The following is a 25,871-nucleotide window of genomic DNA, read 5'->3' as shown; positions in this document are numbered from 1 at the left end:
GCCGGGAAGACTGGGGGGCTCAATGGCTCCAGTGCTTGATTAATATCATTAATTACTGTTGTTTCTACTGCTGGGTGATAGCTTCTAAGGGGCGACCGGTTTTGTCGGCGACCCGTTCGGCCATATAGTCATAGACTTCCCGAAAGTTAGGCATGGCCCGCAGCTCTAGCCGAGAACGGTCATTGAGGGTGACAACTATATCCCCCCAGAGGCCTATCCCCCTAGGCATTTTAATCATTTTCGCCACTTCGCCATAGACGATGTCGGTGCGGTCTTTACCCATCCAACCGCCGGTGACAGAAATACGGCGATCAGTAATTTTGTAACGAAGCCAGATGGCCCGGACGATCGCCCCAACGGTCAAAGGGAGAAAGATGACGGTGAACCCCAATAAAATATTGACGATCAAGTCCCCGATGTGGGGGCCGCCCTCATAATAAGTGGTTTCTCGAATGCCCATGGTCAATAATCCCAGCTTGGCTAAATAACTGCTCTAATTCTCGCAAAAAACGTTCATAATTGCACCCAATGCCCTGGGGCAAGACAATAATCACCACATCAAAACCCGGCTTGATTTGGGGCTGAAAATGGTTAATGACGGCGCGAATTTGACGTTTTAGACGATTTCTAACCGTGGCTTTTTTACTAACTTTTTGGCTGACGGTGATGCCAAAACGGCTATGGTCGGCCTGGCGATCGCCTAGAACCCGCATTAGTAAATTGCTGTGACGATGTCGCTTTCCTTGCTGATAAACGGTCTGGAAATCTTGCCAGTGTTTTAAGCGCAGTGTTTTGGGTAGTCCCACGGAAGGAAACTATACAGCCAAGCGATGACGACCTTTGCTCCGGCGGGCCTGGATAACTTTCCGGCCGTTATGGGTACGCATTCTGGCCCGGAAACCGGAAGTACGTTTTTGTTTGCGGTTGGTTCCGCCGAGGGTTCGTTGAGTCATGACCCGTTACTCCACAAAAAAAGACACAGTCTCCAATTGTATCATTGCTCATGGATTAAGCTAACTCTAAAATTCGATTGGCGATCGCCGGGGAGACGGGTAACACCGACAGGCGGTTCCCTTTTTTAAGGACTCCTAATTCCTCCGGACTAAACTGGGCTTTGAGGGTGGACAAAGTAATCATCTGGGCAAATTCCCTGGTAAAACTGGCTTTAACGGTGAACCAACGGGGCTTCTCCAGAGTAGCCTTGGGGTCAAAGTATGGGCTAGCAGGGTCAAACTGCGTGGGGTCCACCACTTGCTCGGCAGTAATGGTCATTAGCCCGACAATGCCCGGTGGCTTGCAGTTGGAATGGTAAAAAAAAGCTTGATCTCCCACAGCCATGGTTTGTAAAAAGTTGCGGGCTTGATAATTTCTCACCCCATCCCAGAGGGTCTCTCCTTCCGCTTTGAGATGGTGAATGCCATAGGTGACGGGTTCGGACTTCATCAGCCAAAAAGCCATAATTAAATCTGGTTTGAAAAGGTTGGAAGTGACTAATTTAGGTGGGCCCTTTGTTCATAGGCTTGCCAAGCTAAATCCACTAGGGCAGTAATGATGGCCACGGCCACCTCTGTCCCCCCTTTTCTTCCCTGGACTATGATGTGGGGTATGTTAGCTTTTTGCAAATTTAATTCCACGTCTTGGCGATCGCCAAAATTAGTGGCGGTGGCAATGACCAGGGCCGGCTGGATGCGTTGGGCTTCTACTAACTCCATCAGGGCATCTAAGGCGGTTTGGGCGTGACCAATTACGAAAATCCCATCTGGGTAACGGTGGGCCAAGTTCAATATGCCCCAGGCTTCCTCTGTTCTTTCCTTTTGGGGCCTGGTAATGCTTTGGGTAGCACAATAAACAGGGTTGGCAAAGGTCTTTTGCAAAGTGGGGACAATGCCTACCTGTACCATGGGCACGTCCACAAGAATGGTGGTGCGGGATGCTAAAGCGGCGGCCCCCACCGTCAGTACCCGGGCGGAAAAATGCAGTAGGTTGAGGTACTCAAAATCCCCCGTGGCGTAGATAACTCGCCGCAGAATCTCATACTGAGCAGGGCTATGGCCATGGTCCCCGATTTCATAGTCGATGGTGGCTAGGTTTTGGGCGTCGCTAATATGCCAATTCATTATGCTTGTGCCATTGCAGGGGGTGAAATGCCTCCATACCATCTTCCCCTATTTCTACAATCCCAGATGGTTGGGGGGCGGGGATTTTTCCCCACTAAAATTGTATTTGTTCCCTTTCCTTCCCCTTGGCCATGGTCAATTTTCGTCGCCGGGCTCTCCAACGTCGTCTGCAAAATGATCCCTACTACCGTTTTCAATCTTGGCAAGAATTGGCGATCGCCGGGGAATTGGGCCTCAGGATTGAAGTTAACCAAGCCACAGTGGATGAATGGCTGCGTTTGCCTGGGTTATCTATTCACCAGGCCCGACAACTAAAAGAATTGAGCACCATGGGGGTGCAATTTCTAGCCCTGGAAGATTTGGCCGCTGCCCTCAATGTCCCAGTGCAACAAATTAAGCCTTGGGAACCCATACTTTCCTTTACCTATGCCGATCCGGATAGCCTACTGGCACCACCAAAAATTCCGGTTAACCAAGCCGACCTTAACCAATTACTTACCGTGCCCCATCTATCTCCGGCGATCGCCACTGCGTTGTTGCAAGAAAGGGAGATTGGGGGAGACTACCGCAACCTAGGGGATTTACAAAAGCGTTTAGGATTGCCAGTGGCATTGATTACCCAACTGATCCACTATCTACAATTCTAAAAAGTGCTAAAACCACTCTCAAGCCGGCCGAGAGTTCGGGCTGACCAACCCCACTAAAGCTAGGAAAAAATCCATTACCTAGCCCTTGGACTATATTGGACTAGGGAATCGATCCAAGTTAGTTAATCCATCCATCCTTTTCCCAACTGTTGGCGGTTTTATGTCTGCCATTGTTATAGACTGTCCTGCAAATTTCCCCCTGCCCCGGCTCGCTTGATCCATGCCCAATCCTCGACGCATTGTCTTTGGTGATGTCCACGGCCATTTCGACGCCCTTACTGCTTTGTTCGAGGCGATCGCCCCCAATGAAAGAGATGGGGTTTACTTCGTCGGTGACCTGATCGACCGAGGTCCAGAAAGCGCCAAAGTGGTGGATTTTGTCATGGAGAACAAGTACCATTGCCTGTTGGGTAACCATGAACAAATGATGTTGGATGCGGTGGGGGGCTTTAACTTTTCTCCCCAACTACTACATGCTTGGATTTATAGCGGCGGCAAATCAACCCTAGAAAGTTATGAGCACCAGATTCCCCAAAGCCATGTGGACTGGATGCGCAACTTACCCCTCTATCTTGACCTGGGGGATGTTTGGTTAGTCCACGCTGGGGTAGATCCCCGCCTCCCTATCGAAGAGCAGGGAGAAGCCCAATTCTGTTGGATCCGGGATGAGTTCCATCGCTACCCCTATCCCTACTTTGCCAACAAGTTAATTATCACCGGCCACACCATAACGTTCACCTTTGCCAACGTGGAGCCGGGTAAGTTAGTGTCGGGCCCCGGTTGGTTGGATATTGACACTGGGGCCTATCATCCCAAAAGTGGCTGGCTCACTGCCCTAGAACTAAATAACCAAGAAGTGTATCAAGCCCATATCTTCACCAATGAAGTCCGCCGTTTGCCCCTGGAAGACGCAGTGGTTCCCCTGCCGCCCCAGAACTTGCATCGTTCCCGGCAGAAAGGGAAAAAAAGAGGTCTGCTGGGGTAGCCTGAGAGCCTGTTTTAAAAGCCCCCTGGCCCCCAATTTTTTTGGGAAACTGAGTGAAAGTCCCCCGTTATTGGCGGATATTGTCCATGAAGCACTCAGCCGCAGCCAGCTAGAAACGACCTATGGTGGAGACCCAAAAAATTAGCCGATTCTTTTTTGACCAAGGCCAATCAAAATTGAGCCCCAACTCGCTACTGCTGAAATTGGGGTTTTCCTGCACCAAATCTTGGTCAAAGTGAGAAAGTATTTATTTTAGGAAAATGACCGATGACGGAGGTTCCCTAATCCAAGTTGAACTGGTTGCCCCGCTTATACTGCAGGTAGGCCGCCACAAACAGCCCTGCTAGGGTTACAGGAATTAGTCCAAGTACAATGCCGAGCAATAGGGGTTCGATCACGGGTTTTCTCCAAAGGGTTATTTATTATCTTTGCTATCCTACCAAAAATTCCCCCAGTGCTTCCCATGCAAAAAGCTTGCGGAAGTTTCGACCACTGTGATAGTGTTATAAATCGTCAGGTAAACGACTGGGGCTTGTAGCTTAGTGGATTAGAGCGCGTGGCTACGGACCACGAGGTCGGGGGTTCGAGTCCCTCCAAGCCCGTTTTTTGCATCACGCCGATTATTATCATCGGGCTGGGCTCCCTAGCTGGGCCCAGTTTTTTTATAGCTATGGAGTTGTAGACTTTAGCTTTCCGGCCTGAGCACAGGGGACTATGAATTTCCCAGGACCAAACCAAAGATTCGGCTATCTACAGAGGCTAGAATTAGAAGCATCAAGGTGAGTTTGACGCACTCGTGTTTTGCTAGGCCACAGATATGGGGCAGGAGTTTCCACCATGGGCTACGGAAAGATTTTAGTTGCCTTAGACCGTTCTGAATTGGCCAAGGAAGTTCTACAGCAGGCGATCGCCCTAGGCCAGAAAGAATCCTCCCAGTTGATGGTGTTCTACTGTATTCCAGTGGACAGTCAGGATTTGAGTATTTACCCCAGCTTTTATGGGGAGGCGGCCATTGGCTTTTCCCAGATAATTAAAGAACATTTGGAAGAACAACAAACGGAAGCCCGGGAGTGGCTGCAATCCATTGTCCAACAGGTGCAGGAGGATGGGGTGGCATGTGAGTGGGATGTAAAAGTCGGGGAACCAGGGCGCTGGATCCGTGACATGGCCAAAAATTGGGATGCTGATTTGGTAGTGCTTGGTCGCCGGGGGCTCAAGGGTTTGGCAGAGGTATTTTTGGGCAGTGTTAGCAGTTATGTCATTCACCACGTGCAATGCTCGGTTTTGATTGTCCAACATTAGCTAGCCGGATTATCCTCGCCCCCGCTTAAATTTCCCTATTTTTTGATGACGGATTTACCCCATTCCCCGGAGTCGGCATCGACATCAGACCGGGACCGACAGATTTTTCTAGAGGCGATCGCCGGTCGGGAAAGAACCTTGGTAGATGTGATTGGCCAGGCGGGGGGAGATTTTCTCAAAGGAGAGTCCCCCGTACCTAAGTTAATACAGCGAAAGACAGAGCTGAAATTGTTTGTCAACGATCATTTGCAGGACTCTGAAGGGGCATTATTGTTGGTGTTACAAACCCGCATTGACGAAGCAGACGCCTTAATTAGCAAACATTTGGAGCTTCCCCTAATAGCCTTGACCACCATGGTGGAGCAGGTGCTAGATAATTCTGCCCTGTTGACAGAAATTGTGCGTCAAGCGGATTTTCGCTGGGGACAAATCTATGGTGAACGCCCCCATTTTGAAATTCCCGGCAACCCCCCCCATCCCGATGACCCCTACACCATGACGTCGGTCACAGCCCAGCTTGAAACTTTACTTCGGGTATTGCCGCCGAAAAGTCCAGAAGTCAAGACTTTTGATAGTCTTAGATTGAGGGCCATCGTCGATGGTCTTTGTTAGTCAAGGAAAAACACTTCATGGAAAAAATTTGGGTCAATGAACAACTAGATCCCGCAGGCATTGTCTATGCTTGCATTGCTTGTCTGGACGAAGACGCCGCCCAGGATTGCCATCGTTCTTGGCAAGACAATCTGACTCCTGCCCAAAAAGCAGAGGGATGGACAGCGCAACTCCGCATGGTTAATTCCTGGGATGATGTCCCCGTTAATGCCCTTAAGTTAAGTTTTTAGCCAAAATCACTCAGTTATTCCCACTATCATTTTGGTATTAGAAAGGGTTTATTTTGCTTCTTTCCACTGGATACTGGATAGTAGATATATGCCATGGTCCCCAAACCTGAGTCAGAGCCAATCTTAAGAAATAGCCGTTGTTCCGCTCAACATTTGTCTTTGACCTGTTTTTGGTAAGCTGAAGGGTGGAGTTTCACCGGCAATTGCCCATGACTGTCGCCCCTCACCATCCCTTCAATCTGAGTATTTTTTGTAAACGTTTGCTCAGTTTTTTGTTTTTAACCCTAGTACTTTTGGGGCTAAGCCCCGCCCCTTCCCTGGCCACTGGGGTTTATGACCTGCCAATTTTGTCCCCTGGCTCTAAGACCTTCCTGGTGGATCAAGCAGAGGCCATCAGCCTGGCCAATGAAAACAGACTCAATAGCGATCTAAAAAAATTAGCCCAGTCCAGTGGGCAAGAAGCCCGGTTTGTAGTTATCCGCCGCTTAGATTTTGATGCCACCATTGACGGCTTTGTTAATGATCTGTTCGAGCGTTGGTATCCCGATGAAGCCAGCCAGAGCAATCAAACCCTATTGGTGCTAGATACCCTCACCAACAGCACTGCTTTGCGTCGGGGAGAAACGGCAGAGTCCCTATTGACCGATGAGATGGTGGATAGTTTACTGCGGGAAACCCTAGCTGTTCCCCTCAAGGATGGGGCAAAGTATAACCAAGCGTTGATTGAAGCTGACAAACGTTTGGGCGCAATTTTAGCTGGACAACCGGACCCGGGTCCTCCAGCCCTGGAAGAAATTAGTTTGGAAGGAACTTTCACTACAGCGGAAGAAACCGACGATACCAGTGCCACCGTTTGGGTAGTGGTGCTGTTGGCGTTGGCAACCCTAATTCCCATGGTGACTTACTTCTGGTATGTGGGCTTACCGGGACGGTGAACATATTCCGCTGGTAATAATAATTTTGAATTTTATGAGTCGGACTTAACCGTGCCCCTAGTTAGTCAATCGGATTTAGTCTCAGCGGCGATCGCCCATCGGGTCGTCAGTTTTCCCACGGATACAGTGCCGGCTTTGGCGGTGCGTCCAGAAAACTCAGCTTTAATTTACGAGCTTAAACAACGGGAAGCTAGTAAACCATTAATTTTGATGGCGGCAACCGTAGAACAAATTCTCCCTTACCTGGCAGGTAGTCAGCGGGAAAAGCAACTGTGGCAGGCAGTAATGGCAGAATATTGGCCCGGTGCCCTAACTTTGGTACTGCCGTGCAGCGAAAAGTTGCCCCCGGAAATCAATCCCCGTCAAGACCAGACCATTGGGGTTCGCATTCCCCGCCAGGCGATCTCCCTAGAAATTTTGCTGCAAACGGGACCCCTGGCCACCACCAGTGCTAATTTGTCGGGACAGCCCCCCCTGGAAAAGTTGGCCGATATTGCCGAAACTTTCCCTGCCGTTCATTGTCTAGATTGCCTCAGCCTGGAGCAACAGGGGCCAATTGGCAAAGGTCTACCGTCCACCGTTGCCCAATGGGACGGAGCAAAGGAAATCTTCCAAATTCTGCGCCAAGGGGAAGTTGTGTTGCAGGATTAGTGGCTTTCCATCTCCCCACCACCACAGACTGAAGCCCCAACGGAATCAATCACCCCTCTAATGGCGATCGGCAACCCCTAGCAACCACCGGCTAGACAGATTTTTTTCAGCAAGCTATTTACAAATTGTTACAATCTTGTTATATTACTCATATACATAACCGGCTCCCAAGCAAAGAAATCTCTGAGCTTGAGGCCAAATCCTTTGAACATTGACAAATACATAAGGAATTATAACCAAATGACAACGACTCTCCAACAGCGCGAAAGCGCTTCATTGTGGGAACAGTTTTGTCAGTGGGTGACCTCTACCAACAACCGGATTTATGTCGGTTGGTTCGGTACCTTGATGATCCCCACCCTCTTAACTGCCACCACTTGCTTCATCATTGCCTTCATCGCCGCTCCCCCCGTTGACATCGACGGTATCCGTGAGCCCGTTGCTGGTTCCTTGCTCTACGGTAACAACATCATCTCTGGTGCTGTTGTACCTTCTTCCAACGCTATCGGTTTGCACTTCTACCCCATCTGGGAAGCCGCTTCCTTAGATGAGTGGTTGTACAACGGTGGTCCTTACCAGTTGGTAGTATTCCACTTCCTCATCGGCATTTTCTGCTACATGGGTCGTCAGTGGGAACTTTCCTACCGCTTAGGTATGCGTCCTTGGATTTGTGTGGCTTACTCTGCCCCCGTATCCGCTGCCACCGCTGTATTCTTGATCTACCCCATTGGTCAAGGCTCCTTCTCTGATGGTATGCCCTTGGGTATTTCTGGTACCTTCAACTTCATGATCGTGTTCCAAGCTGAGCACAACATCCTGATGCACCCCTTCCACATGTTAGGTGTGGCTGGTGTATTCGGTGGTAGCTTGTTCTCCGCCATGCACGGTTCCTTGGTAACCTCCTCCTTGGTGCGTGAAACCACCGAAGTTGAATCCCAGAACTACGGTTACAAATTCGGTCAAGAAGAAGAAACCTACAACATCGTTGCCGCCCACGGCTACTTTGGTCGGTTGATCTTCCAATATGCTTCTTTCAACAACAGCCGTTCCTTGCACTTCTTCTTGGGTGCTTGGCCTGTAATCGGCATCTGGTTCACTGCTATGGGTGTAAGCACCATGGCGTTCAACCTGAACGGTTTCAACTTCAACCAGTCCATCTTGGATAGCCAAGGCCGTGTAATCGGCACCTGGGCTGATGTATTGAACCGCGCCAACATCGGTTTTGAAGTAATGCACGAACGCAATGCCCACAACTTCCCCCTCGACTTAGCGTCTGGGGAGCAAGCTCCTGTGGCTTTGACCGCTCCTGCTGTCAACGGTTAATTCCTTGGTGTAATGCCAACTGAATAATCTGCAAATTGCACTCTCCTTCACCGGGGGGTGCTTTTTGCTGGTTGACCATGCTTGAGTAGAGCTTAAGTTGACAAGTATCTCTCCCCATCGTCACTCTTAGAAGGAGAGTAGGTTGATTTATCATGGATAACCTCCGTCTGCATCCAGACACCATCCAAGAAATTAAGCAAAGAATAGACATTGTCGAAATTATCGGCGATTATGTCGTGCTCAAGAAAAGGGGGCGGGATCACCTTGGCCTATGTCCTTTCCACGATGAAAAGTCACCGAGTTTTAGTGTCAGTCCAGCCAAGCAAATGTATTATTGCTTTGGTTGTGGGGCTGGGGGCAATGCCTTTAATTTTTTAATGGAACTGGGTAAGCGTTCCTTTACAGATGTGGCTTTAGATTTAGCCCGTCGCTATCAAATCCAAATTCAAACCCTAGAGCCGGCGCAAAAACAGGAGTTACAACGGCAACTATCTCTGCGGGAACAGCTCTATGAAATTATGGCTGTGGCTGCCGGTTTTTATCACCATACTCTTTTTCAACCCCAAGGACAGGAAGCTCTAACTTATTTGGATCAAAAACGTTGTTTATCTTCAGCTACGATCCAAGAATTTCAGTTGGGTTATGCTCCAGCTGGTTGGGAAACTCTTTACCGCTATTTGGTGGAGCAAAAACGTTATCCTGTGGCGGCAGTGGAACAGGCGGGCTTAATTAAGGCTCGTCAATCTGGTACTGGTTATTACGATCAATTTCGCCATCGTTTGATGATTCCGATTCGGGATGTTCAAGGTAAAACCATTGCTTTTGGCAGTAGAACCTTGGGAAACGATGAGCCGAAATACCTCAATTCTCCAGAGACTCCTTTATTTCATAAAAGCAAGACTTTATTTGGTTTAGACCAAGCCAAAACTGCTATTCAAAAAGTAGATGAAGCAATTTTAGTAGAGGGCTATTTTGACGTTATTGCTCTGCACGAAAGTGGTATTAAGCAAACTGTGGCGGCCTTGGGAATCGCCTTAAGTCGAGACCAAGTACAAAGTTTGATGCGGTTTAGTCAATCTAAGCAAATTATTTTTAATTTTGATGCCGATAAGGCTGGTATTAATGCTACCCAGCGTGCGATCCAGGAAATTGAGCCTTTGGTTTATAGTGGTCAAGTTAATTTGCGTATTTTGAACCTACCGGCGGGGAAAGATGCCGATGAGTTTATCCACAGTAGTGCTGAAAATAAAGAAATTTACCAAACTTTAGTTAAGCAGGCTCCCCTCTGGGTAGATTGGCAAATTCAACAATTGCTCAAGCAAAAAAATCTCAAAGATCCCCTCGATTTTGAGCAGGTAGCCAGGGGGATGGTGGACATTCTAAAACGTTTAACAGACCAAAATAAACGGGCCTACTATCTACAGTTATGTGGAGAAATTTTGAGTCAAGGAGACAGTCGTTTAATTAGTTTGCAAGTTAATAATCTTTCTAGTCAACTGACCTATGGCGATCGCCCTGGAAAAAATGGGTCTAGGCATTGGCAGGCCAAGGATCCCACCAGTAGCCTGCTGGAGAAGGCGGAAGCTCTATTGTTGAAAATATATCTCCATTGCCCCCAGGAACGGCCAACTATTGATCAAATATTGACGGAAAACGATCTTTTATTTAGCTTTGCTCACCATCGTTTACTGTGGCAAAAAATTGACCAGGTGCGGGAGTATTTTAATTTGGATTCCGACCCCGATAATCAGCTACCCCTACTAGTGCAATTAGCTTACCTGGAGCAAGAGGGAGACTTTAACTCCGTTGAGTCTCTTTTTCAACTGACGGAAACCAGTGCCGAAGATCTGTTTCGAGCTAATCTGCGCATTCCAGAGGCGATCGCCATTATGGAAAAAGTGCCTTGGGAAAGTTATCAAAAGCATTGCTTTGGTAAACTGCAACAGTTAGATCCCCGTACCCAAGCGGAGGATTTTCGTTACTATCAAGAGCAGTGGCAAAAAGCTCACCAAGAAATTCAACGGCTAGAAAGTCAACGCCTGAACCAACCGCTCAATTAATAGACTAATTCCCCAAATTTTGCTCTGGGGAGAAATTGAAGTTTTTTCAATATCCTTGTCTTCTATTGCGATAATATGGGGACAAAATTTTGTCTGATCCCAAACCAGTTAAAGACAAAATTCTCATAGTTCAGGTAGTTGCAGAAAACGGTCATAAAGTCTCAGACTAGTTGCTTTAAGATCAAATTGGGGACAGAAATAACCAAACTTTATTTTTTGTTACAAAAATCGTGTTCCATGTTACAATTTTCTATATAGAAATCAAAGACTGCGCGAGTTGGGAAACCGCCACTGAGATTTCCTCAAGCAACAACAACATTTGGTGGAGTCAGGGAGAGTTTCTCTGACTCTTTTTGGTATTTGGCTCCCCAATCCCAGCTTGGAGGATAATGCTCGAAGCGTACTTAAAACTGTTTTACTGAGTTGCCTGGGTACCCTGTTTTAGTCATCGTTCAAACTGGGGAGAGTCCTTTAAATCTATCCTTAACTTTTTTCCAGTTGCTCCTGTTTATCGCCCAAATTTTGCTTCGATTGTACCAGAGGTAAGCGATTGGGAGCATCGGCCATCATTTCGTCAAATTTTTCCACCAATTCCCCAGGATAGGTTTCCAAAATACGGGTGGAAAGGGAAATGCGATTTTTATACTCGTCAATTTCTTGGACGTAGACACTGATGGCTTGGCCAAAGGCGAACAGGGTATTGAGGGAATCAACCCTGGTGCCGCTCACCTGGCTGACATGGAGTAAACCCGTTACCCCTTCAATTTCCACAAACACGCCATAGGGCTGAATTTTAGCCACTTTGCCTTCGTAGATATTGCCCGCCGCAATTTTGCCCATGGATTCGGCCTGTTGGATGCGACGCTGGGTCAACACCAATTTATTGTTATCCTGGTTGGCCTCGAGGATATGGGCTTTGAGCACTTGCCCCACCAAAGCGTCCATATTGTCCTTGTGCATAAGGTGCGATCGGGGAATGAAACCCCGCAATCCTTCCACATCGCCCACCACGCCTCCTTTGTTGGTACCGGTGACGACCATTTCGAGGGTTTTGCCACTCTCCTCCAACTCTGCCAAATTTTCCCAAGATTGCTGGATTTGCAACTGACGTCGAGAAAGCCTTACCTGCCCTTCGTCATTTTGTTCACTGGTGACGAGGAAATCCCAGGCACTATCTAGGGGAAAACTATCCTCAATTTCTGCGTGGGGCCGTAGACCTAATTCCTGTACAGGGACAAAGCCAGGGGATTTACCGCCAAAATCCACATAGACTCCCTCGTTAGCGTGCTGACAGATTTTGCCATGGACGGTTTGACCTTTCTCCGCATGGTAGTCGTGTTTGTCAAGGGCTTTGGCAAATTCATCGAGGGAAAAGGCTGCACTGTTGGAGGAAGAAGGCATACGAGAACAGATTGAAAAATCATTTTGAATGCCTTATTCTAGCAGGATTGCTTGGGACTTTCGTGACAAGCTAGTTCCAGTGTGGGACGGCCCTTACCTGGGTAGGATCAGTTTTTTGCTTTACCTTTACCGCTGTTGTTGGCTTGCTAATGAGCGCTCTTTCTTCCCATAGTCAAGTATTGTCTATGCTGCGTACTACCCCAATCAATTTCAACCATTGGTATGTGGTGGCCCAAGCAGGGGAATTAGGTCAGGGACCACTGGGAATTGTTCTTTGGGAAAAGGCGATCGCCATTTATCGGGACCAGGATGGCCAGGTGCGGGCGGTGGAGGATCGTTGTCCCCATCGTCAAGTGAAGTTGAGTGAAGGGAAGGTGTTGGGCAATAATTTAGAATGTGCTTACCATGGTTGGCAGTTTGATGCCCAGGGCCACTGTGCAAAGATCCCCTATTTTAGCGAGGATCAAAAACTTCCTCCCTGCCGTTTGCGCACCTATCCTGTGCAGGAAAAAGATGGGTTTATTTGGCTTTATCCAGGGGATCTAGACCATCTTGCCAGCCACGGACCAGAGCCCTTGGCGATACCAGAATGGCACCATTTAAACCACATTGGTAGTTTCGCCGCCTTTGATTGCCCGGGTCATTTTTCCTACCTGATTGAAAATTTAATGGATATGTACCATGGGCATTTACACGATAATTACCAGGCTTGGGCCTCTGCTTCTCTCCGGGAAATTGAAACCAATGGCGATCAGGTGGTGGTGGACTACAATGCCCAAAGTTATTACAAAATTGATAAAATCTGGTCCATTTCCCAACTGTTTTTCCCTACCCTAAGACGATTGCATCCAGAAAATTTGCGGGTGAGTTACATCTATCCCCATTGGTCCTCTACGTTGGGAGCAGACTTTAAAATTTACTGCCTATTTTGTCCCATTTCTGCCAACAAAACCAAGGCCTATTTAGTCCACTTTACTTCCCTAGAAGCTTTTCCCAAACTACATAAACTACCCGTTGCCTTTAGGAGTTTTTTAAAAAATTGGCTATCGGGAACAGCCCGGCCCTTACTAGAAGGTTTGATTGACCAGGATATTCGCATGATTTCCCAAGAGCAAGCCGCTTTTGAGCAGAACCCAGATCGCCAAAATGTGGAAGTTAACCCAGCCCTAGCTAAGGTCCAACAATTAATTCGTCAACAGGCCTTGGCCTCGGAGAATGCATGACTTCTTTGATTAAATTAATCGGGGTTAGCACCACTGAAATAACTGGCGCCACTGTTTTACTTAATAATATTTCTCTCCACATTGACCATGGGGAAATTATTGGTCTCCAAGGGCGATCGGGGGCTGGAAAAACCACTTTACTAAGGCTATTCAATCGGCTCCAAGAGGCAAGCCAGGGCAGTATTTTTTATGATGGAAAAGCTTTAACTAAATATCCGATTCAGCAACTGCGCCAAGAAATAGTTTTAGTGCCCCAGGAGCCAAAACTTTTGGGTATGACAGTGGAAGAAAGCTTAATTTATCCTCTAGAATTACAAAAAGTTAGCAAAACAGAATGTCAAAGGCGAAGGATTCGGGCCTGTGATATTTGGGAAATTCCCAGTGATTGGTTAGATCGCAATGAGTTACAGCTTTCTGTGGGGCAAAGACAGTTGGTTACCATCGTACGGGCCACCATGTTAAGTCCTCGCATTCTTCTGTTAGATGAACCTACTGCTGCTCTTGATCCGGCGTTAGCCCAAAGGGTTTTAACACAACTAAAATTAATCAACCAAGAAAATGGTACCACTATGGTTATGGTTAACCATACGCCGGAATATTTAGAAAATTTTTGTCAACGTATTTTCACCCTCTGCCAAGGAGAATTAGAGCAAGAAACTACTCTAAAAAATAGTTAAGTTGTTTGAAATTTAATCGCTAGCAAAGTAATGTCATCAAACTGTTGAGCTTCCCCCATATGTTCCTCCAGGGACTCCTTGATATTAAGCATTAATTGATCAACTGAGTTAAACGAACTGCCTAGGGCGTTTAATAATTTTTCCTTGCCAAAAAAGTTACCAGTGGGTGATTTTGCTTCCGTTACGCCATCGGTGTAGGACAGTAGTAAGTCTCCTGGCTGTAGAATAATTTCTGCCGTTTTAAACTGCAGATCAGGCAGCATTCCCACCGCTGGTCCTGTGGAGGTTAACTTGGTTTTCAACTGGTGGTTACTATCGACAATAAAAACCGGTTCGTGACCGCCATTAATATAGGACAATTTACCACTGCTAGGTTCTAGAATGCCAAAGAAAATTGTGGCAAACATACTAGCTTCGCCATGGTTAATAGCGACGTAATTATTGATTAATTTAATAGACTCCAATGGTTCAAAATTAATGTTATTGAGCAAATTGTCTAGGTTGACATCTAGTAGACCCTGACCGCTAGGCAAATTAAAAGAAGGATTGATTAAACCATCCAGGGCCGCTTGCCCGGAAAAAATGCGAATTAAACTGCGGAATAATCCCATAAATAATGCGGCCCCTACCCCTTTGTCACAAACGTCCGCCACCACTATTCCCAGGCGATCGCCAGGAAGCTCAAATAAGTCATAAAAATCTCCAGCCAGTTGTTGGGCCGGACTAAAGTAGGCAGAAAATTCCCACCCGCTCCTGGTTAATAAATGGGCTGGCAAAAAATTCTTTTGCATTTGTCTACCTTTTTCTAGCTCCTTAGCCATCATTTCTGAGAGGCCTTCCACCTGTTGGGTATATAACTTTTCTTGATCCCGTAAACGCTTTTTTTCTAAGGAAGAACCGATGCGAGCCTTGAGTAATACTGGGTCGAAGGGTTTGGGCAAAAAATCTTCCGCCCCCATCTCAATACAACGAATAATACTCTCAAATTCATCTAAAGCTGAAACAATAATGACCGGAATATGCTGGAATTCTACACTGGTTTTTAAATATTCTAAAAACTGGTCTCCATTAGTTTCTGGCATGAGTAGATCCAGCAAAATTAGATCGTAATTTTGACTTTGGAGAAGACCTAACGCGTCCTTCGCACTTAAACAAGTGGTGACTGCATGGCCTTTGCGGGTTAAGTGTTGAAAAAATAAATCTAAATTGCTGGGATTATCGTCTACCACCAGAATTTTGCCTTTTAACAGTTCCCTGGAGTCAACACCATTAGTTTTGATATTGCCTAGGGAAATTTCATTGGTATTTGAGGAAGATGGAAAGATGAAATCAGGGGATAGACCGGTTCCATTGCCGGGATTTAATGATTCTAAAAAATTGGTAAAAATTGATTCAATATTATTGACTAAGCCCTGCAAGCGTAAGGCCGCTAATTTTATTTTTCTTATATCTTCAGTAAGTTCAAGTTCATTGGTGCATTCCTCTGCTTCGAGCAAACTATCGCAGTTAAGAATGATGTTAGTAATGGAAAAATTAGTGCTGTGAGGAATGGTGGAAAAAAGCTTCTGAAAATCCGACTTATCCTCTCCGTCAGAATGCTTAACAAATAGGTTGATAATTTCAAGTAACTTCTGTGCTTCCACCAGTAATGTATCTATTTCTTCTGTAAGGGGAGAATTGGCTTCTGCTAACTCTTCTTGAACCATTTCCCCATAGCCGACAATCGCATTAATGGGAGTTCTGAGCTCGTGACGAATGAAAGCGGTGGCACTTTCTATATCAACTGAATTAATAGAAGGATTCATCATTTATTAAAGAACTTATAGTTGATCAACCTAGTTTTACGAATTATTTTAGCCTTTACTGATAATTAATAATTCCCAAATTTTGTCAGACCTAGGTAACTTAAATACCCTTGATATGCCCTGACTAGATGATTGCTAACTCAAAATATAACCACCTTTAAATTTTTGTTGCTCCCAATGGCAAAGGATTATTTCACGAAAACTATTAATAAATTGGGTGATCAAAAAAGTAAAGATCAATAACACTTCAATTAATCAATGCCTCCATTTTTTGTAACAGACGCTTGATTTCAATCGGCTTGGTATCGTAGTCGTCACAACCGGCGGCGATCGCCCTTTCTCGGTCACTGGCCATGGCATGGGCGGTCAGGGCAATGATGGGAATGTGAGCTCCATCGGGATGACCTTTAATTTGCTTAGTGGCAGTCCAGCCATCAATGATCGGCAGACTCATGTCCATTAGAATAAGCTGGGGAGACTCCGAGATAGCCATGGTCACAGCCTGTTCACCGTCAACGGCTATCACCACCTCGTATCCTTTGCGGATCAAGCGACGGGATAGCATGTCGCGATTCATTTCATTGTCTTCAACTAGGAGAACCTTAGCCATAGATTCCATACTGAACAGTTGTTAGAATTATAGCAATAGTTGCCCTGTTTTATTCCCCATCAGGTTGTTTATCTTTAGCCCCCAAAATTCACCCAGACAAGAAATGTTCCTTCGCTGATTTAACCCATGGGGGAAATGCTGGTGTTATTTCCACCAAAATCTTCAGTAATTGTATATGAGTAATTTTTAGCCATGGTCTCAATTATTAAGTCGGTGCGAAGAAGTTTACTGCTTAAATTTGTACTTTCCTATTTTTGTCTTTCCAGCGTGGTAGTGGCGTCAATTTTCTTAGTTGCTAACTACAGGGCAGTTAAGGGCATAGAAAGCCAAACCTTTAATCGTCTAAATATTTCTAATAACCTCAAAGAATATCAATTAGAGCAATGGATGGAGGGACAAAAAGATACATTATTTTTACTCAGTGATATTAACAGTATTCAGGCAAATACTGAATTGCTAAAAAACACTAGCGTTAGTGACCCTCAATATAAAATAATTCAGAAGAGATTAATTGAAGAGTTGCGAGAGATTGATCTGTTTCTGCCTCATATTGAAGCCATTAATATTCTCAACACCGGTGGTATTGTGGTGGCTTCTAATAACTTGGATGAAATCGGCGTCTATAAAGGCATTGGCAACCAGACCACTTATTTTGCCAATATTAATTCCAATTTTAAAACAGTGCCAAATTTCTATTTCTCTAAGGTTTATAATCGTCCTAGTATGACCTTTGCCACTAACATAAAGCATGATATAACTCGGGAAAGACTAGGTTATTTGAGTATAGATATTAATTTGAATGCCGTTGATGATTTAATTCGCAAACGTACTGGATTAGGAGACACGGGAGAAACGTTTTTGGTAGGAGAAATAAATAATCAAGTTTCGTTTATTGCGTCGGATGAAAACAAAAAATTGACGGCCAATGGTTCCAAACCAAATTTTAATAGCTTGGGAATCAATTCAGTAATGGCTGGCAATAGTGGCCAGGGTAGCTATGTTAATTATGCTGGCACACCAGTGTTGGGGGTGTACCAGTGGATAGAAAAATATAATTTAGCTTTAATTACTGAAATTAGTGAGGTAGAAGCCCTGGAATTGGCTAGGCGATTTACCCGCATGTTAGTGTTAGTGGGATTGGTGAGCACAGCTTTGCTTTTAATTGCGGTTTATCTATTATCCATCAAAATAACTAAACCAATTTTGCTTATTACTAAAGCCGCCATTGATATATCTTCCGGCGATCGGGAGGCTAGGGCTCCAGTGCTAGGAGAAGATGAACTGGGTATTCTAGCCAAATCTTTTAATTTGATGACCAACGAGTTGCGGGAATCCAATTCTAGTTTAGAGAAAAAAAATCAGGAATTGGAGCTAGCCCAAAAACAATTAGCAGTTGCTAATTCTTGTTTAGAGGAAAAGGTTCAACAAAGAACTGAGGAGTTAGAAAATACAGTCAAGGCGTTGGAATTAGCCAGTTCCGAAGCCGAAGCTGCCAATGCTACGAAAAGTATTTTTCTTGCTAATATGAGCCACGAATTGAGAACTCCCCTGAATGCCATCATTGGTTATAGTGAAATGTTAATTGAAGAAGCTGAAGACTTAGATTCAGAAGAATTGGTGCCAGACTTGGACAAAATTTTGCGTTCTGGTAAGTCATTGTTGGCTTTAATTAATGATTTACTAGATATCTCCAAGATTGAAGCAGGAAAAATGGAACTCTATTTGGAGACATTTAACCTCAAGGAATTGATCGCAGGCATTCTTGATACTATCAGTCCCTTGCTTAAAAACAATAACAATAAATTAGAGGTGGAAATTTCCCTGGAATCTGAAGAAGTCTATGGGGATTTAATTAAGCTACGGCAGGGGATACTAAATCTGCTTAGTAATGCCAGTAAATTTACCAAGGATGGGATTATTAGTTTTATCGTTGAGGAGTTCAAAGTTGACGAAAAAGACTGGCTTTCATTTCAGGTAAAAGATACGGGAATTGGTCTGACTGAAGAACAAATGTCGAAATTATTTCAACCTTTTACCCAGGCAGATTCCTCCACGACCCGTAAATATGGTGGCACTGGCTTAGGTTTAGCTATTACCCGAAAATTTTGTCAGATGATGGGGGGGGATATCTATCTAACTAGTGAAATAGGAGTGGGCTCTAGCTTTACTATTAAACTACCTAAATACGCTCAATTAAATTCTGCTAAAAATGATTAATATTTGTCTTTTTTTGACTACTTTAAAAGCTTGTTCATAGCCATGGCGGTAGGGAAGAGAAATTTTTCTTGCCAATGCTGCGGTGATTTTGCTAGTATCCAATCCAATTACCTTATTACCTTGGGACCCGCCTAGAGCACCAAAGGACGTCATACCAATTGGAGAAAAATATCAATGGTTAGTTTAGGGTCAAACTGGTGATGGCTAAAAATTCTAATAAACGGGGTGGGGATAGTCATAATGGCAAAAAATCCCCCCGAAAGGGGAAATTCCAGGGCGGTAAGTGGTTATTAACGGGTTTTGCTCTAACGGCGATCGCCTTAGTGTCGGCGGGGGCAGGATCTTTGTTGGCCATGTATTCGACTCCCCTGGGCCAGAGCGAACTTACACCGGAGCAGGCAGCGGTATTTGGCCAGGAAAAGGCCGTTTCCTACAAGAACCTCAATATCCCCCAACTCAGCCGCCCCATTAACGTGTTGCTGCTGGGTACCAAGGTATTAACCTCCGAAGAACCGGACCCCAGTCAGCCCAATCCCGGCTACCATGCGTTAGTCAATTCGGTGGAGGGCCTCACCGATACGATGGTATTGATTCGCCTTGACCCGAAGGAAAAATCCTTGGTGGTGCTATCCATTCCCCGGGACACTAGGGTGGAAATTCCCGGCTACAGCGGTGCCAGAAAAATTAACCAGGCCAATGCGTTGGGGGGCCCGGCTTTGGCCGCCATGACGGTGACTGATTTACTTGGGGATGTGCCCATTGACCGTTATATTCGGGTGAATGTACAGGCGGTGGAAAAACTTATTGATGCCTTAGGGGGGGTAGATGTATATGTGCCCCGGGATATGAAATATCAGGATGATAGCCAGCGTTTGTACATTAATCTCAAGGAAGGGCAACAGCGGCTAGACGGGGAAAAGGCTCTACAAATGTTGCGGTTTCGCTACGATGCTCTGGGGGATATTGGCCGGATTCAAAGACAGCAAATAGTAATGCGGGCGGTGGTGGAACAGGCCCTCAAACCCCAAACGATTCTACGGATACCGGACATCGTCAAAATTCTCCAGTCCAACATTGACACAAACTTGAATATGGAGGAGTTAGTGGCGATCGCCGGTTTTTCGGCACAAATTCCTAGGGAAGACGTCAAAATGTTGATGTTGCCGGGGGATTTTAATGGCACTGGCCGCACTAGTATTAGCTACTGGCTACCCCACCAGCCAAAAATTCAAGCGATGACCGAGGAATATTTTGGGGCCATGGCCACCAATTCTTGGTTGTGGGATATGGATGAAGACTTAACTGCCCTCGACCCCTATGGTCTCCGCATTGCCATCCAAGATAGTACTGATCGCCCCCAGGCAGTGAAAGCTTTGGTCAAAGAGTTGGAGACTGCCGGTTATAGCCGCATCAACGTAGTCAGTGCCTTTTCCCCGCCCTTACAAACCACCAGGGTAATTGCTCAACAAGGCGATCATTTGGGGGCCAGGCAAGTACGCAATAGTATTGGTCTGGGGGAAGTTTTAGTGGATAGCAATGGTTATCTGATTTCCGACGTTACCATTCAAATCGGGGCTGACTGGCCATAGGAAATTCCAGCGCCCTATTTTTGTTAAAATTCAGTCACAATTAGTTTGTACACAATTCACCATAAAATCCCGCCCAATTAGGAGAACCACATTAAAATGTTAAAAAAATTGTTTGGCGCTAAAAAAGAATTTTACGTCCAGTTAGATGAAAGCCAAGCCCCCGCCCAGGTGGAAGAGGCCGACGTGGCGATCGTAAAATCGGAGGTAGCTCCGGTGGAAAAACCGGCTCCGACCACTTCGAAAAAAACTTCCATTAAGAAAAAGTCTGCTACTAAAGCGGCTGCCCCAGTGGAAACTCCTGCCTCCGCTCCAGTGGCCCCGGCTCCCAAGGCCAAAGTTGATCCCAGCCAGGTGGCCTTTGCTAGTGGTGACCCCATTCCCCAAAATGTTGCTCGTCGTACCCCTGGCCCTAGTTTGAATCGTTTCAAGGAAATGGCTCGCCAAGTTAAGGTTAAACGCTAAAAACCTCATTGATTTACTGTTTTATACTCAATTAGGCTAAATCAGGGGCAACAGGGGTTGATAAAAACTTTTAGATAAGTAACTTCAGTCCATAAAGCGTACCCTGTCTTAACTAAATCAGTCATAACTTTGGTCTAGCCATTTGTGGGGGTGCCATTCCCTTCCACTGCTTGTGAGAATAATCACAGGCAGTTTTTTTGTTACTTCGATTCAGAATCTGTTGGTAAAGTTTCAATTTTCCTCTCAATCGAACCACTAAAGCTCTAGGAATACCGGGGAAATTTTATCTAGCTTTCCACCAAATTTGGAGGCCAGGGGGGTTCTTAAAATAGGCTCTGAGGCTTCAACTTGCAGACATTAGCATTTCTTTACAAATAATCAAAACCCAGGCCAGGTAATAATTTTTCCCCTTTGGAAACTATGGGGTAGCAATGGAAACTGTCTTGTCAGGATCCGGGGAATTGGACAGGATGAAAGGCAACATCAAAAATTTTCCCTGGGTTTTCACCCTGATTTTCTTTTAGGCTTTTTGCCATAATCCTTATCCCTTTTAAGATTCTCCTGTTAATTAACGATGGTATCCACTACCCTACCGACTCAGTTAGAAACCATTCGCCCCGGCATTAAAGCTCCGGTAAAGGAAACTCTCCTTACCCCCCGTTTTTACACCACCGATTTTGATAAAGTTGCCAATCTGGTGTTGACCCTCCAGGACGAGGAAATTGAAGCGGCGTTGGAGGAATTGCGAGCCGATTACAATCGTTATCATTTTGTGCGTAACGATGATTTCAAGCGTAGTTTTGACCACATTGATGGGGCCACCCGTTTAGCCTTTATTGACTTTTTAGAGCGGTCCTGCACCTCGGAATTTTCTGGTTTTCTGCTATTTAAAGAGTTGTCCCGTCGTCTCAAAAATCGTAGTCCCAAATTAGCAGAGGCTTTTCATCTTTTGGCTAGGGATGAGGCTCGCCATGCCGGTTTTATTAACAAAGCTATGGCGGATTTTGGTCTTTCCCTCGATTTGCGTTATTTAACCCAAAAAAGAACCTATACTTTCTTCCCGCCAGAGTGGGTAATTTACACCGTTTATTTATCAGAAAAAATTGGTTATTGGCGTTATATTTTAATGTTTCGCCATTTAGAAAAGAATCCCGACCACAATATTTATCCCCTATTTAACTATTTTGAGTGTTGGTGTCAGGATGAAAACCGCCACGGAGATTTTTTCAAGGCTTTACTCCGTTCCCAAACAGCCCTGTGGAAAACTTGGCAATCCCGACTTTGGTCCCGCTTTTTCCTCTTAACGGTGTTTGTTACCCATACTCTAACCGTGTTTGAGCGGACGGATTTTTATCAGTCGGTGGGGCTAGATGCTAAGCAATATAACGTGGATGTGGTGACAAATACCAATGCAACGGCAGCAAGAGCTTTTCCAGAAGTTTTGGACACGGATAATCCTAAATTTTTCCCCCGCCTAGAAGCCTGTGCCAGCGCTAACGAAAAACTAACGGCGATCGCCAACAGCGAAGCCCCGAAATTGGCCAAATTCTGCCAAAAGGCACCGTGGATTGCTGTGATTATTTGGCAAATGATCTGTATATTCCTGCAAAAGCCAGTGGACGCCGAAGCCCGTCGGGGGATGGTGTGTTAATTTATTCAACTTTTAACTTACTCCAATTGTTTGCTGATTATTGCTAATTACCTTTGGTAAAACCATGACTAACCTTGCACAAAAACTCCGCTACGGTACCCAACAATCCCACACTTTGGCAGAAAACACTGCCTACATGAAATGCTTTTTAAAAGGCATTGTAGAGCGGGAACCATTTCGGCAATTATTAGCTAATTTGTATTATCTTTACAGTGCCCTAGAAGCAGCTTTACGCCAACATCGGGACAATGAAATTATTAGCGCAATTTATTTTCCAGAATTGAATCGCACTGATAAATTAGCTGAAGATTTGACCTACTATTACGGCCCTAATTGGCAACAAATAATCCAGCCTACTCCCTGTGCAAAAATTTATGTCGATCGCCTCAAAACTATTGCAGCAAGTGAACCGGAACTACTCATTGCCCATTGTTACACCCGTTACCTAGGGGACTTATCCGGTGGTCAAAGCCTGAAAAATATTATTCGTTCCGCTTTACAATTGCCGGAGGGAGAGGGCACGGCCATGTACGAATTTGACAGTTTGCCTACCCCAGGCGATCGCCGTCAATTCAAGGAAATTTATCGGGATGTGCTGAACAGCTTGCCCTTAGATGAAGCCACCATAAACCGGATTGTTGAAGAAGCCAATTATGCTTTTTCCCTCAATCGGGAAGTTATGCATGACCTCGAAGACCTGATCAAAGCGGCGATCGGTGAGCACACATTTGACTTGTTAACTCGCCAGGATCGTCCAGGCAGTACTGAGGCTCGCAGTACCGCTGGTCATCCCATCACCCTAATGGTAGGTGAATAGGTTAAACGGGAAAATTAAGAGAGTGTTTATTTCAATTTAATACTCTCTTTTGCAATTTTATGTAGACACAATCTAGATAAAAAACAATCAAATGTGAGTTAAGTTGTCAATATTTTTACTATTGCTTGATTTTGGCAACTCAATATTCAGTTAATTCAAGAGAATTTGCAAAATATTTTCCCAGCGATGAAAACAGTTGTAAAATTCTCTAAATACTTCGATAAAAATTCATTTAAATAATCCTGATAGTATCTAAATTTATGACCACCACATTTCCTACTGTTGAGTTTAGCGCTGAGTTATTAAACAAATACAATCAAGGCATTCCCCGCTACACTAGCTATCCCCCTGCCACAGAGCTAAACAAAGAATTTGATCCTAGTGATTTTCAGACAGCTATTAACCTGGGCAACTACAAAAAAACGCCCTTGTCCCTTTATTGTCACATTCCTTTCTGTGCTAAAGCTTGTTATTTTTGCGGTTGTAATACCATCATCACCCAGCACAAACCAGCGGTGGACCCCTATCTAAAGGCAGTAGCCAAGCAAATTGCCCTAGTGGCTCCTTTAGTTGATCAACAAAGACCGGTGCAACAACTCCATTGGGGGGGGGGCACCCCCAATTATTTAACCCTGGAACAAGCAGAATTTTTATTCAATACTATTACTGATGCTTTTCCATTGGCAGAAAATGCTGAAATTTCCATTGAAATTAACCCATGTTATGTTGATAAGGATTATATTTTTGCCCTACGTCAACTAGGTTTTAATCGCATTAGTTTTGGAATCCAAGACTTTAATAGCCAAGTGCAACAGGCAGTTAATCGTATTCAACCGGAAGCAATGTTGTTTCAGGTAATGGATTGGATTCGTCAAGCTAATTTTGACAGCGTTAATGTGGATTTAATTTATGGCTTGCCCCATCAAAACCTAGCAACATTCAGGGAAACCTTACGCAAAACAGCTCAGCTTAATCCTGACCGCATTGCCGTGTTTAATTTTGCCTATGTGCCTTGGCTCAAGCCAGTACAAAAGAAAATGCCCGAATCAGCCCTTCCTCCAGCGGAGGAAAAGTTGAAAATTATGCAAGCTACCATTGCAGACCTTACCGAGCAAGGCTATGTATTTATCGGCATGGACCATTTTGCCAAACCCGATGACGAGTTGGCGATCGCCCAACGGCGGGGAGAATTACACCGTAACTTCCAGGGTTACACTACCCAACCGGAGTCTGATTTATTGGGTTTTGGCATCACTTCCATCAGTATGTTGCAAGATGTATATGCCCAAAATCATAAAACATTAAAAGCTTTTTATAATGCCCTAGACCGAGAAGTAATGCCTATAGAAAAAGGGTTTAAACTAAGTCAAGATGATTTAATTCGTCGCACTGTAATCAAGGAATTAATGTGTCAATTTAAACTCTCTGCCCAGGAATTAGAAAGCAAATATAATTTGGGCTTTGACTGTGATTTTAACGACTATTTTGCTAAGGAATTATCGGCCCTGGATGTCCTGGAAGCGGATGGTTTACTCCGTCGGTTGGGGGATGGCTTGGAAGTTACCCCCCGGGGGCGAATTTTAATTCGTAATATTGCCGCTGTGTTTGATACTTACCTACAAAATAAATCCAAACAACAGATGTTTTCTCGGGCAATTTAAGGACTCTTTTTCCTTAGGTAAATCATGATCAAATCAGCTAGAAGAACTAGCAAATAAATATTTAATTCGCCCCCTTGTTTACCTCCGCCTCCATTTCTTCTTGGACTTGGAAAAACCGGGGGTAAATTTCTTCGCAGAAAAATAAGGTACCAGCGGTCACACAAAAAGGAATAGTTACTAAATTAACCAGAGGAATGCTGACCCAAACTAAACTTGCTAGGGCAAAGCCAGCGCTCAGGGGGAGAGATTGAAAAATCAATAGTAACTTACGACGAAATTTGAGACGACGGCGTTCGAGGGGAGGGTCAAAAAAATCTAGGCAAGTTAATAAAGATGTGGAGCTAATGCCCACTACTGCAGCTAGGGGAGTACCAAATGCAGGCAGAAGGTTGGTGGCAAAACCGATGATGGTAAAAGTAATTAATAAAACTATTTTTTTCAATTCAAAGGCTAAAGCTCGTTTGATGTCCTGTAACAATCCCACTTCCTGAATGGCTAATTTACCTAGGAGTTTTGTTTCCAGCTTTTCTGACAAGATGCTATACCAAGGAGAACCTAATAATCCTCCCACCTGGGAAAGTAAAAATCCCGCAATAACTAGCAATAGTAAGCGTATTAGCCAGATATAAAGAAAAAAGATAAATTTTAGCACCGGCAAGATGTAGGGCAGTACTTTGGGAATGCGTCGGTTTAAAATTTCAATCCAATCGTGGGCATAATTACGCAGTATATCGACGCTATCATTACCTAGATTTAATAGTTGCCAATAAAGTAAAATACCTAAGCTAATATTAATAATTAAAGGAATAATAATATAAACTAATAAGCCTGGACTTTCACGTAGAATTTTGAATGTGCGGAGTGGATAAGTAAAGCCTTTGAAAAATCCCATATTT

27 protein-coding genes and 1 tRNA gene are annotated in these 25,871 nt (G+C 45.0%); 18 read left to right on the top strand and 10 right to left on the bottom strand.

The genetic code is table 11. The features are described 5' to 3' along the window. Positions 1-64 precede the first annotated feature (64 nt). Genes C7I86_RS08675 through C7I86_RS08655 form a run of 5 tightly spaced genes read right to left on the bottom strand, consistent with a single transcriptional unit; the run spans position 65 to position 2,117 of the window. Complete coding sequence (locus C7I86_RS08675) at positions 65-460, bottom strand: PH domain-containing protein (RefSeq protein WP_010872865.1); 396 nt, start codon at positions 458-460, stop codon at positions 65-67. After that, a complete protein-coding gene (rnpA, locus tag C7I86_RS08670) occupies positions 432-806 on the bottom strand; it encodes a ribonuclease P protein component (RefSeq protein WP_010872864.1) in 375 nt (124 codons plus the stop codon). Before rnpA ends, C7I86_RS08675 begins: the two co-directional genes overlap by 29 nt. Before the next feature lie 9 nt (positions 807-815). Beyond that, positions 816-953: a 50S ribosomal protein L34 gene (rpmH, locus tag C7I86_RS08665; protein ID WP_010872863.1), complete on the bottom strand. Its 138-nt coding sequence runs from the start codon at positions 951-953 to the stop codon at positions 816-818. 55 nt (positions 954-1,008) lie between these two features. Further along, on the bottom strand, positions 1,009-1,458 hold the full coding sequence (locus C7I86_RS08660; RefSeq protein WP_010872862.1) for an EVE domain-containing protein: 450 nt from the start codon (positions 1,456-1,458) through the stop codon (positions 1,009-1,011). Positions 1,459-1,490: 32 nt separating this feature from the next. Further along, the gene (locus tag C7I86_RS08655) at positions 1,491-2,117 is read right to left on the bottom strand and encodes a precorrin-8X methylmutase (protein ID WP_014407110.1); all 627 of its coding nucleotides are present in this window, start codon (positions 2,115-2,117) and stop codon (positions 1,491-1,493) included. A 131-nt stretch (positions 2,118-2,248) separates the two neighbouring features. Here C7I86_RS08655 and C7I86_RS08650 point away from each other — a divergent pair, with 131 nt between their 5' ends. Both C7I86_RS08650 and C7I86_RS08645 read left to right on the top strand, forming a co-directional pair. Next, the gene (locus C7I86_RS08650) at positions 2,249-2,764 is read left to right on the top strand and encodes a ComEA family DNA-binding protein (protein ID WP_010872860.1); all 516 of its coding nucleotides are present in this window, start codon (positions 2,249-2,251) and stop codon (positions 2,762-2,764) included. A 220-nt stretch (positions 2,765-2,984) separates the two neighbouring features. Beyond that, a complete protein-coding gene (locus C7I86_RS08645; protein ID WP_010872859.1) occupies positions 2,985-3,749 on the top strand; it encodes a metallophosphoesterase family protein in 765 nt (254 codons plus the stop codon). 281 nt (positions 3,750-4,030) lie between these two features. On the opposite strand, the gene petG is transcribed toward C7I86_RS08645, so the two are convergent. Continuing rightward, entirely contained in the window at positions 4,031-4,147 is a 117-nt protein-coding gene (gene petG / locus C7I86_RS08640; RefSeq protein WP_010872858.1) for a cytochrome b6-f complex subunit V, read from the bottom strand. Positions 4,148-4,277: 130 nt separating this feature from the next. On the opposite strand from petG, the gene C7I86_RS08635 reads away from it, so the two are divergent. The 8 genes from C7I86_RS08635 (at position 4,278) to dnaG (ending at position 10,862) form a co-directional block, all read left to right on the top strand. Beyond that, a tRNA-Arg gene (locus tag C7I86_RS08635) sits at positions 4,278-4,351 on the top strand. 235 nt (positions 4,352-4,586) lie between these two features. Next, a complete protein-coding gene (locus C7I86_RS08630; protein WP_010872857.1) occupies positions 4,587-5,051 on the top strand; it encodes a universal stress protein in 465 nt (154 codons plus the stop codon). 45 nt (positions 5,052-5,096) lie between these two features. Continuing rightward, positions 5,097-5,663, top strand: coding sequence for a hypothetical protein (locus C7I86_RS08625; RefSeq protein WP_010872856.1), 567 nt, complete (start codon positions 5,097-5,099; stop codon positions 5,661-5,663). A 17-nt stretch (positions 5,664-5,680) separates the two neighbouring features. Beyond that, on the top strand, positions 5,681-5,893 hold the full coding sequence (locus C7I86_RS08620; protein WP_010872855.1) for a hypothetical protein: 213 nt from the start codon (positions 5,681-5,683) through the stop codon (positions 5,891-5,893). Between the two features lie 209 nt (positions 5,894-6,102). After that, positions 6,103-6,828 carry a photosystem II repair protein Psb32 gene (gene psb32 / locus C7I86_RS08615; protein WP_199303606.1) on the top strand — a complete coding sequence of 242 codons (726 nt, stop codon included), beginning with the start codon at positions 6,103-6,105 and terminating at the stop codon, positions 6,826-6,828. A 51-nt stretch (positions 6,829-6,879) separates the two neighbouring features. Beyond that, a complete protein-coding gene (locus C7I86_RS08610; protein WP_010872853.1) occupies positions 6,880-7,479 on the top strand; it encodes an L-threonylcarbamoyladenylate synthase in 600 nt (199 codons plus the stop codon). 240 nt (positions 7,480-7,719) lie between these two features. After that, positions 7,720-8,802 (top strand): photosystem II q(b) protein, encoded by a 1,083-nt coding sequence (gene psbA, locus C7I86_RS08605; RefSeq protein WP_010871214.1) that lies wholly within the window; start codon positions 7,720-7,722, stop codon positions 8,800-8,802. A 152-nt stretch (positions 8,803-8,954) separates the two neighbouring features. Then, a complete protein-coding gene (gene dnaG, locus C7I86_RS08600) occupies positions 8,955-10,862 on the top strand; it encodes a DNA primase (RefSeq protein ID WP_010872852.1) in 1,908 nt (635 codons plus the stop codon). A 483-nt stretch (positions 10,863-11,345) separates the two neighbouring features. On the opposite strand, the gene C7I86_RS08595 is transcribed toward dnaG, so the two are convergent. Next, entirely contained in the window at positions 11,346-12,263 is a 918-nt protein-coding gene (locus C7I86_RS08595; protein WP_010872851.1) for a S1 RNA-binding domain-containing protein, read from the bottom strand. Between the two features lie 149 nt (positions 12,264-12,412). Here C7I86_RS08595 and C7I86_RS08590 point away from each other — a divergent pair, with 149 nt between their 5' ends. Further along, positions 12,413-13,486, top strand: coding sequence for an aromatic ring-hydroxylating dioxygenase subunit alpha (locus C7I86_RS08590; RefSeq protein ID WP_010872850.1), 1,074 nt, complete (start codon positions 12,413-12,415; stop codon positions 13,484-13,486). Next, the gene (locus tag C7I86_RS08585) at positions 13,483-14,163 is read left to right on the top strand and encodes an ATP-binding cassette domain-containing protein (protein ID WP_010872849.1); all 681 of its coding nucleotides are present in this window, start codon (positions 13,483-13,485) and stop codon (positions 14,161-14,163) included. Before C7I86_RS08590 ends, C7I86_RS08585 begins: the two co-directional genes overlap by 4 nt. Here the strand turns inward: C7I86_RS08585 and C7I86_RS08580 are convergent. Beyond that, positions 14,160-15,971 carry a SpoIIE family protein phosphatase gene (locus C7I86_RS08580; RefSeq protein ID WP_010872848.1) on the bottom strand — a complete coding sequence of 604 codons (1,812 nt, stop codon included), beginning with the start codon at positions 15,969-15,971 and terminating at the stop codon, positions 14,160-14,162. The two genes, C7I86_RS08585 and C7I86_RS08580, sit on opposite strands and share 4 nt — an antisense overlap. Before the next feature lie 244 nt (positions 15,972-16,215). After that, positions 16,216-16,587 carry a response regulator gene (locus tag C7I86_RS08575; RefSeq protein ID WP_010872847.1) on the bottom strand — a complete coding sequence of 124 codons (372 nt, stop codon included), beginning with the start codon at positions 16,585-16,587 and terminating at the stop codon, positions 16,216-16,218. Between the two features lie 183 nt (positions 16,588-16,770). On the opposite strand from C7I86_RS08575, the gene C7I86_RS08570 reads away from it, so the two are divergent. The 6 genes from C7I86_RS08570 (at position 16,771) to hemN (ending at position 24,975) form a co-directional block, all read left to right on the top strand. Continuing rightward, the gene (locus tag C7I86_RS08570; RefSeq protein WP_010872846.1) at positions 16,771-18,795 is read left to right on the top strand and encodes an ATP-binding protein; all 2,025 of its coding nucleotides are present in this window, start codon (positions 16,771-16,773) and stop codon (positions 18,793-18,795) included. Positions 18,796-18,995: 200 nt separating this feature from the next. After that, a complete protein-coding gene (locus C7I86_RS08565; RefSeq protein ID WP_199303601.1) occupies positions 18,996-20,384 on the top strand; it encodes an LCP family protein in 1,389 nt (462 codons plus the stop codon). 96 nt (positions 20,385-20,480) lie between these two features. Beyond that, positions 20,481-20,846, top strand: a complete 366-nt coding sequence (locus C7I86_RS08560; protein ID WP_010872844.1) for a hypothetical protein — start codon at positions 20,481-20,483, stop codon at positions 20,844-20,846. Between the two features lie 574 nt (positions 20,847-21,420). Continuing rightward, positions 21,421-22,497 carry a magnesium-protoporphyrin IX monomethyl ester (oxidative) cyclase gene (gene acsF / locus C7I86_RS08555; RefSeq protein ID WP_010872843.1) on the top strand — a complete coding sequence of 359 codons (1,077 nt, stop codon included), beginning with the start codon at positions 21,421-21,423 and terminating at the stop codon, positions 22,495-22,497. A gap of 64 nt (positions 22,498-22,561) precedes the next feature. Further along, on the top strand, positions 22,562-23,314 hold the full coding sequence (locus C7I86_RS08550; protein WP_010872842.1) for a heme oxygenase (biliverdin-producing): 753 nt from the start codon (positions 22,562-22,564) through the stop codon (positions 23,312-23,314). A gap of 260 nt (positions 23,315-23,574) precedes the next feature. Further along, positions 23,575-24,975 carry an oxygen-independent coproporphyrinogen III oxidase gene (gene hemN, locus C7I86_RS08545; protein WP_010872841.1) on the top strand — a complete coding sequence of 467 codons (1,401 nt, stop codon included), beginning with the start codon at positions 23,575-23,577 and terminating at the stop codon, positions 24,973-24,975. Between the two features lie 61 nt (positions 24,976-25,036). Here hemN and C7I86_RS08540 read toward each other — a convergent pair whose 3' ends face one another. Next, positions 25,037-25,867, bottom strand: coding sequence for an EI24 domain-containing protein (locus C7I86_RS08540; protein WP_020862353.1), 831 nt, complete (start codon positions 25,865-25,867; stop codon positions 25,037-25,039). Positions 25,868-25,871 lie beyond the last annotated feature (4 nt).

The sequence above is a fragment of the Synechocystis sp. IPPAS B-1465 genome, from assembly GCF_003015225.1.
Taxonomy (GTDB): domain Bacteria; phylum Cyanobacteriota; class Cyanobacteriia; order Cyanobacteriales; family Microcystaceae; genus Synechocystis.
This window is presented reverse-complemented; position numbering and strand designations above follow the sequence as displayed.

Excerpts from the sequence above, each read along its gene's own strand:
- C7I86_RS08675 (WP_010872865.1), bottom strand. The coding sequence starts at position 460 with ATGGGCATTCGAGAAACCACTTATTATGAGGGCGGCCCCCACATCGGG.
- rpmH (WP_010872863.1), bottom strand. The coding sequence starts at position 953 with ATGACTCAACGAACCCTCGGCGGAACCAACCGCAAACAAAAACGTACT.
- C7I86_RS08660 (WP_010872862.1), bottom strand. The coding sequence starts at position 1,458 with ATGGCTTTTTGGCTGATGAAGTCCGAACCCGTCACCTATGGCATTCAC.
- C7I86_RS08655 (WP_014407110.1), bottom strand. The coding sequence starts at position 2,117 with ATGAATTGGCATATTAGCGACGCCCAAAACCTAGCCACCATCGACTAT.
- C7I86_RS08650 (WP_010872860.1), top strand. The coding sequence starts at position 2,249 with ATGGTCAATTTTCGTCGCCGGGCTCTCCAACGTCGTCTGCAAAATGAT.
- C7I86_RS08645 (WP_010872859.1), top strand. The coding sequence starts at position 2,985 with ATGCCCAATCCTCGACGCATTGTCTTTGGTGATGTCCACGGCCATTTC.
- C7I86_RS08630 (WP_010872857.1), top strand. The coding sequence starts at position 4,587 with ATGGGCTACGGAAAGATTTTAGTTGCCTTAGACCGTTCTGAATTGGCC.
- C7I86_RS08625 (WP_010872856.1), top strand. The coding sequence starts at position 5,097 with ATGACGGATTTACCCCATTCCCCGGAGTCGGCATCGACATCAGACCGG.
- C7I86_RS08620 (WP_010872855.1), top strand. The coding sequence starts at position 5,681 with ATGGAAAAAATTTGGGTCAATGAACAACTAGATCCCGCAGGCATTGTC.
- psb32 (WP_199303606.1), top strand. The coding sequence starts at position 6,103 with ATGACTGTCGCCCCTCACCATCCCTTCAATCTGAGTATTTTTTGTAAA.
- psbA (WP_010871214.1), top strand. The coding sequence starts at position 7,720 with ATGACAACGACTCTCCAACAGCGCGAAAGCGCTTCATTGTGGGAACAG.
- dnaG (WP_010872852.1), top strand. The coding sequence starts at position 8,955 with ATGGATAACCTCCGTCTGCATCCAGACACCATCCAAGAAATTAAGCAA.
- C7I86_RS08595 (WP_010872851.1), bottom strand. The coding sequence starts at position 12,263 with ATGCCTTCTTCCTCCAACAGTGCAGCCTTTTCCCTCGATGAATTTGCC.
- C7I86_RS08590 (WP_010872850.1), top strand. The coding sequence starts at position 12,413 with ATGAGCGCTCTTTCTTCCCATAGTCAAGTATTGTCTATGCTGCGTACT.
- C7I86_RS08585 (WP_010872849.1), top strand. The coding sequence starts at position 13,483 with ATGACTTCTTTGATTAAATTAATCGGGGTTAGCACCACTGAAATAACT.
- C7I86_RS08580 (WP_010872848.1), bottom strand. The coding sequence starts at position 15,971 with ATGATGAATCCTTCTATTAATTCAGTTGATATAGAAAGTGCCACCGCT.
- C7I86_RS08575 (WP_010872847.1), bottom strand. The coding sequence starts at position 16,587 with ATGGAATCTATGGCTAAGGTTCTCCTAGTTGAAGACAATGAAATGAAT.
- C7I86_RS08570 (WP_010872846.1), top strand. The coding sequence starts at position 16,771 with ATGGTCTCAATTATTAAGTCGGTGCGAAGAAGTTTACTGCTTAAATTT.
- C7I86_RS08565 (WP_199303601.1), top strand. The coding sequence starts at position 18,996 with ATGGCTAAAAATTCTAATAAACGGGGTGGGGATAGTCATAATGGCAAA.
- C7I86_RS08560 (WP_010872844.1), top strand. The coding sequence starts at position 20,481 with ATGTTAAAAAAATTGTTTGGCGCTAAAAAAGAATTTTACGTCCAGTTA.
- acsF (WP_010872843.1), top strand. The coding sequence starts at position 21,421 with ATGGTATCCACTACCCTACCGACTCAGTTAGAAACCATTCGCCCCGGC.
- C7I86_RS08550 (WP_010872842.1), top strand. The coding sequence starts at position 22,562 with ATGACTAACCTTGCACAAAAACTCCGCTACGGTACCCAACAATCCCAC.
- hemN (WP_010872841.1), top strand. The coding sequence starts at position 23,575 with ATGACCACCACATTTCCTACTGTTGAGTTTAGCGCTGAGTTATTAAAC.
- C7I86_RS08540 (WP_020862353.1), bottom strand. The coding sequence starts at position 25,867 with ATGGGATTTTTCAAAGGCTTTACTTATCCACTCCGCACATTCAAAATT.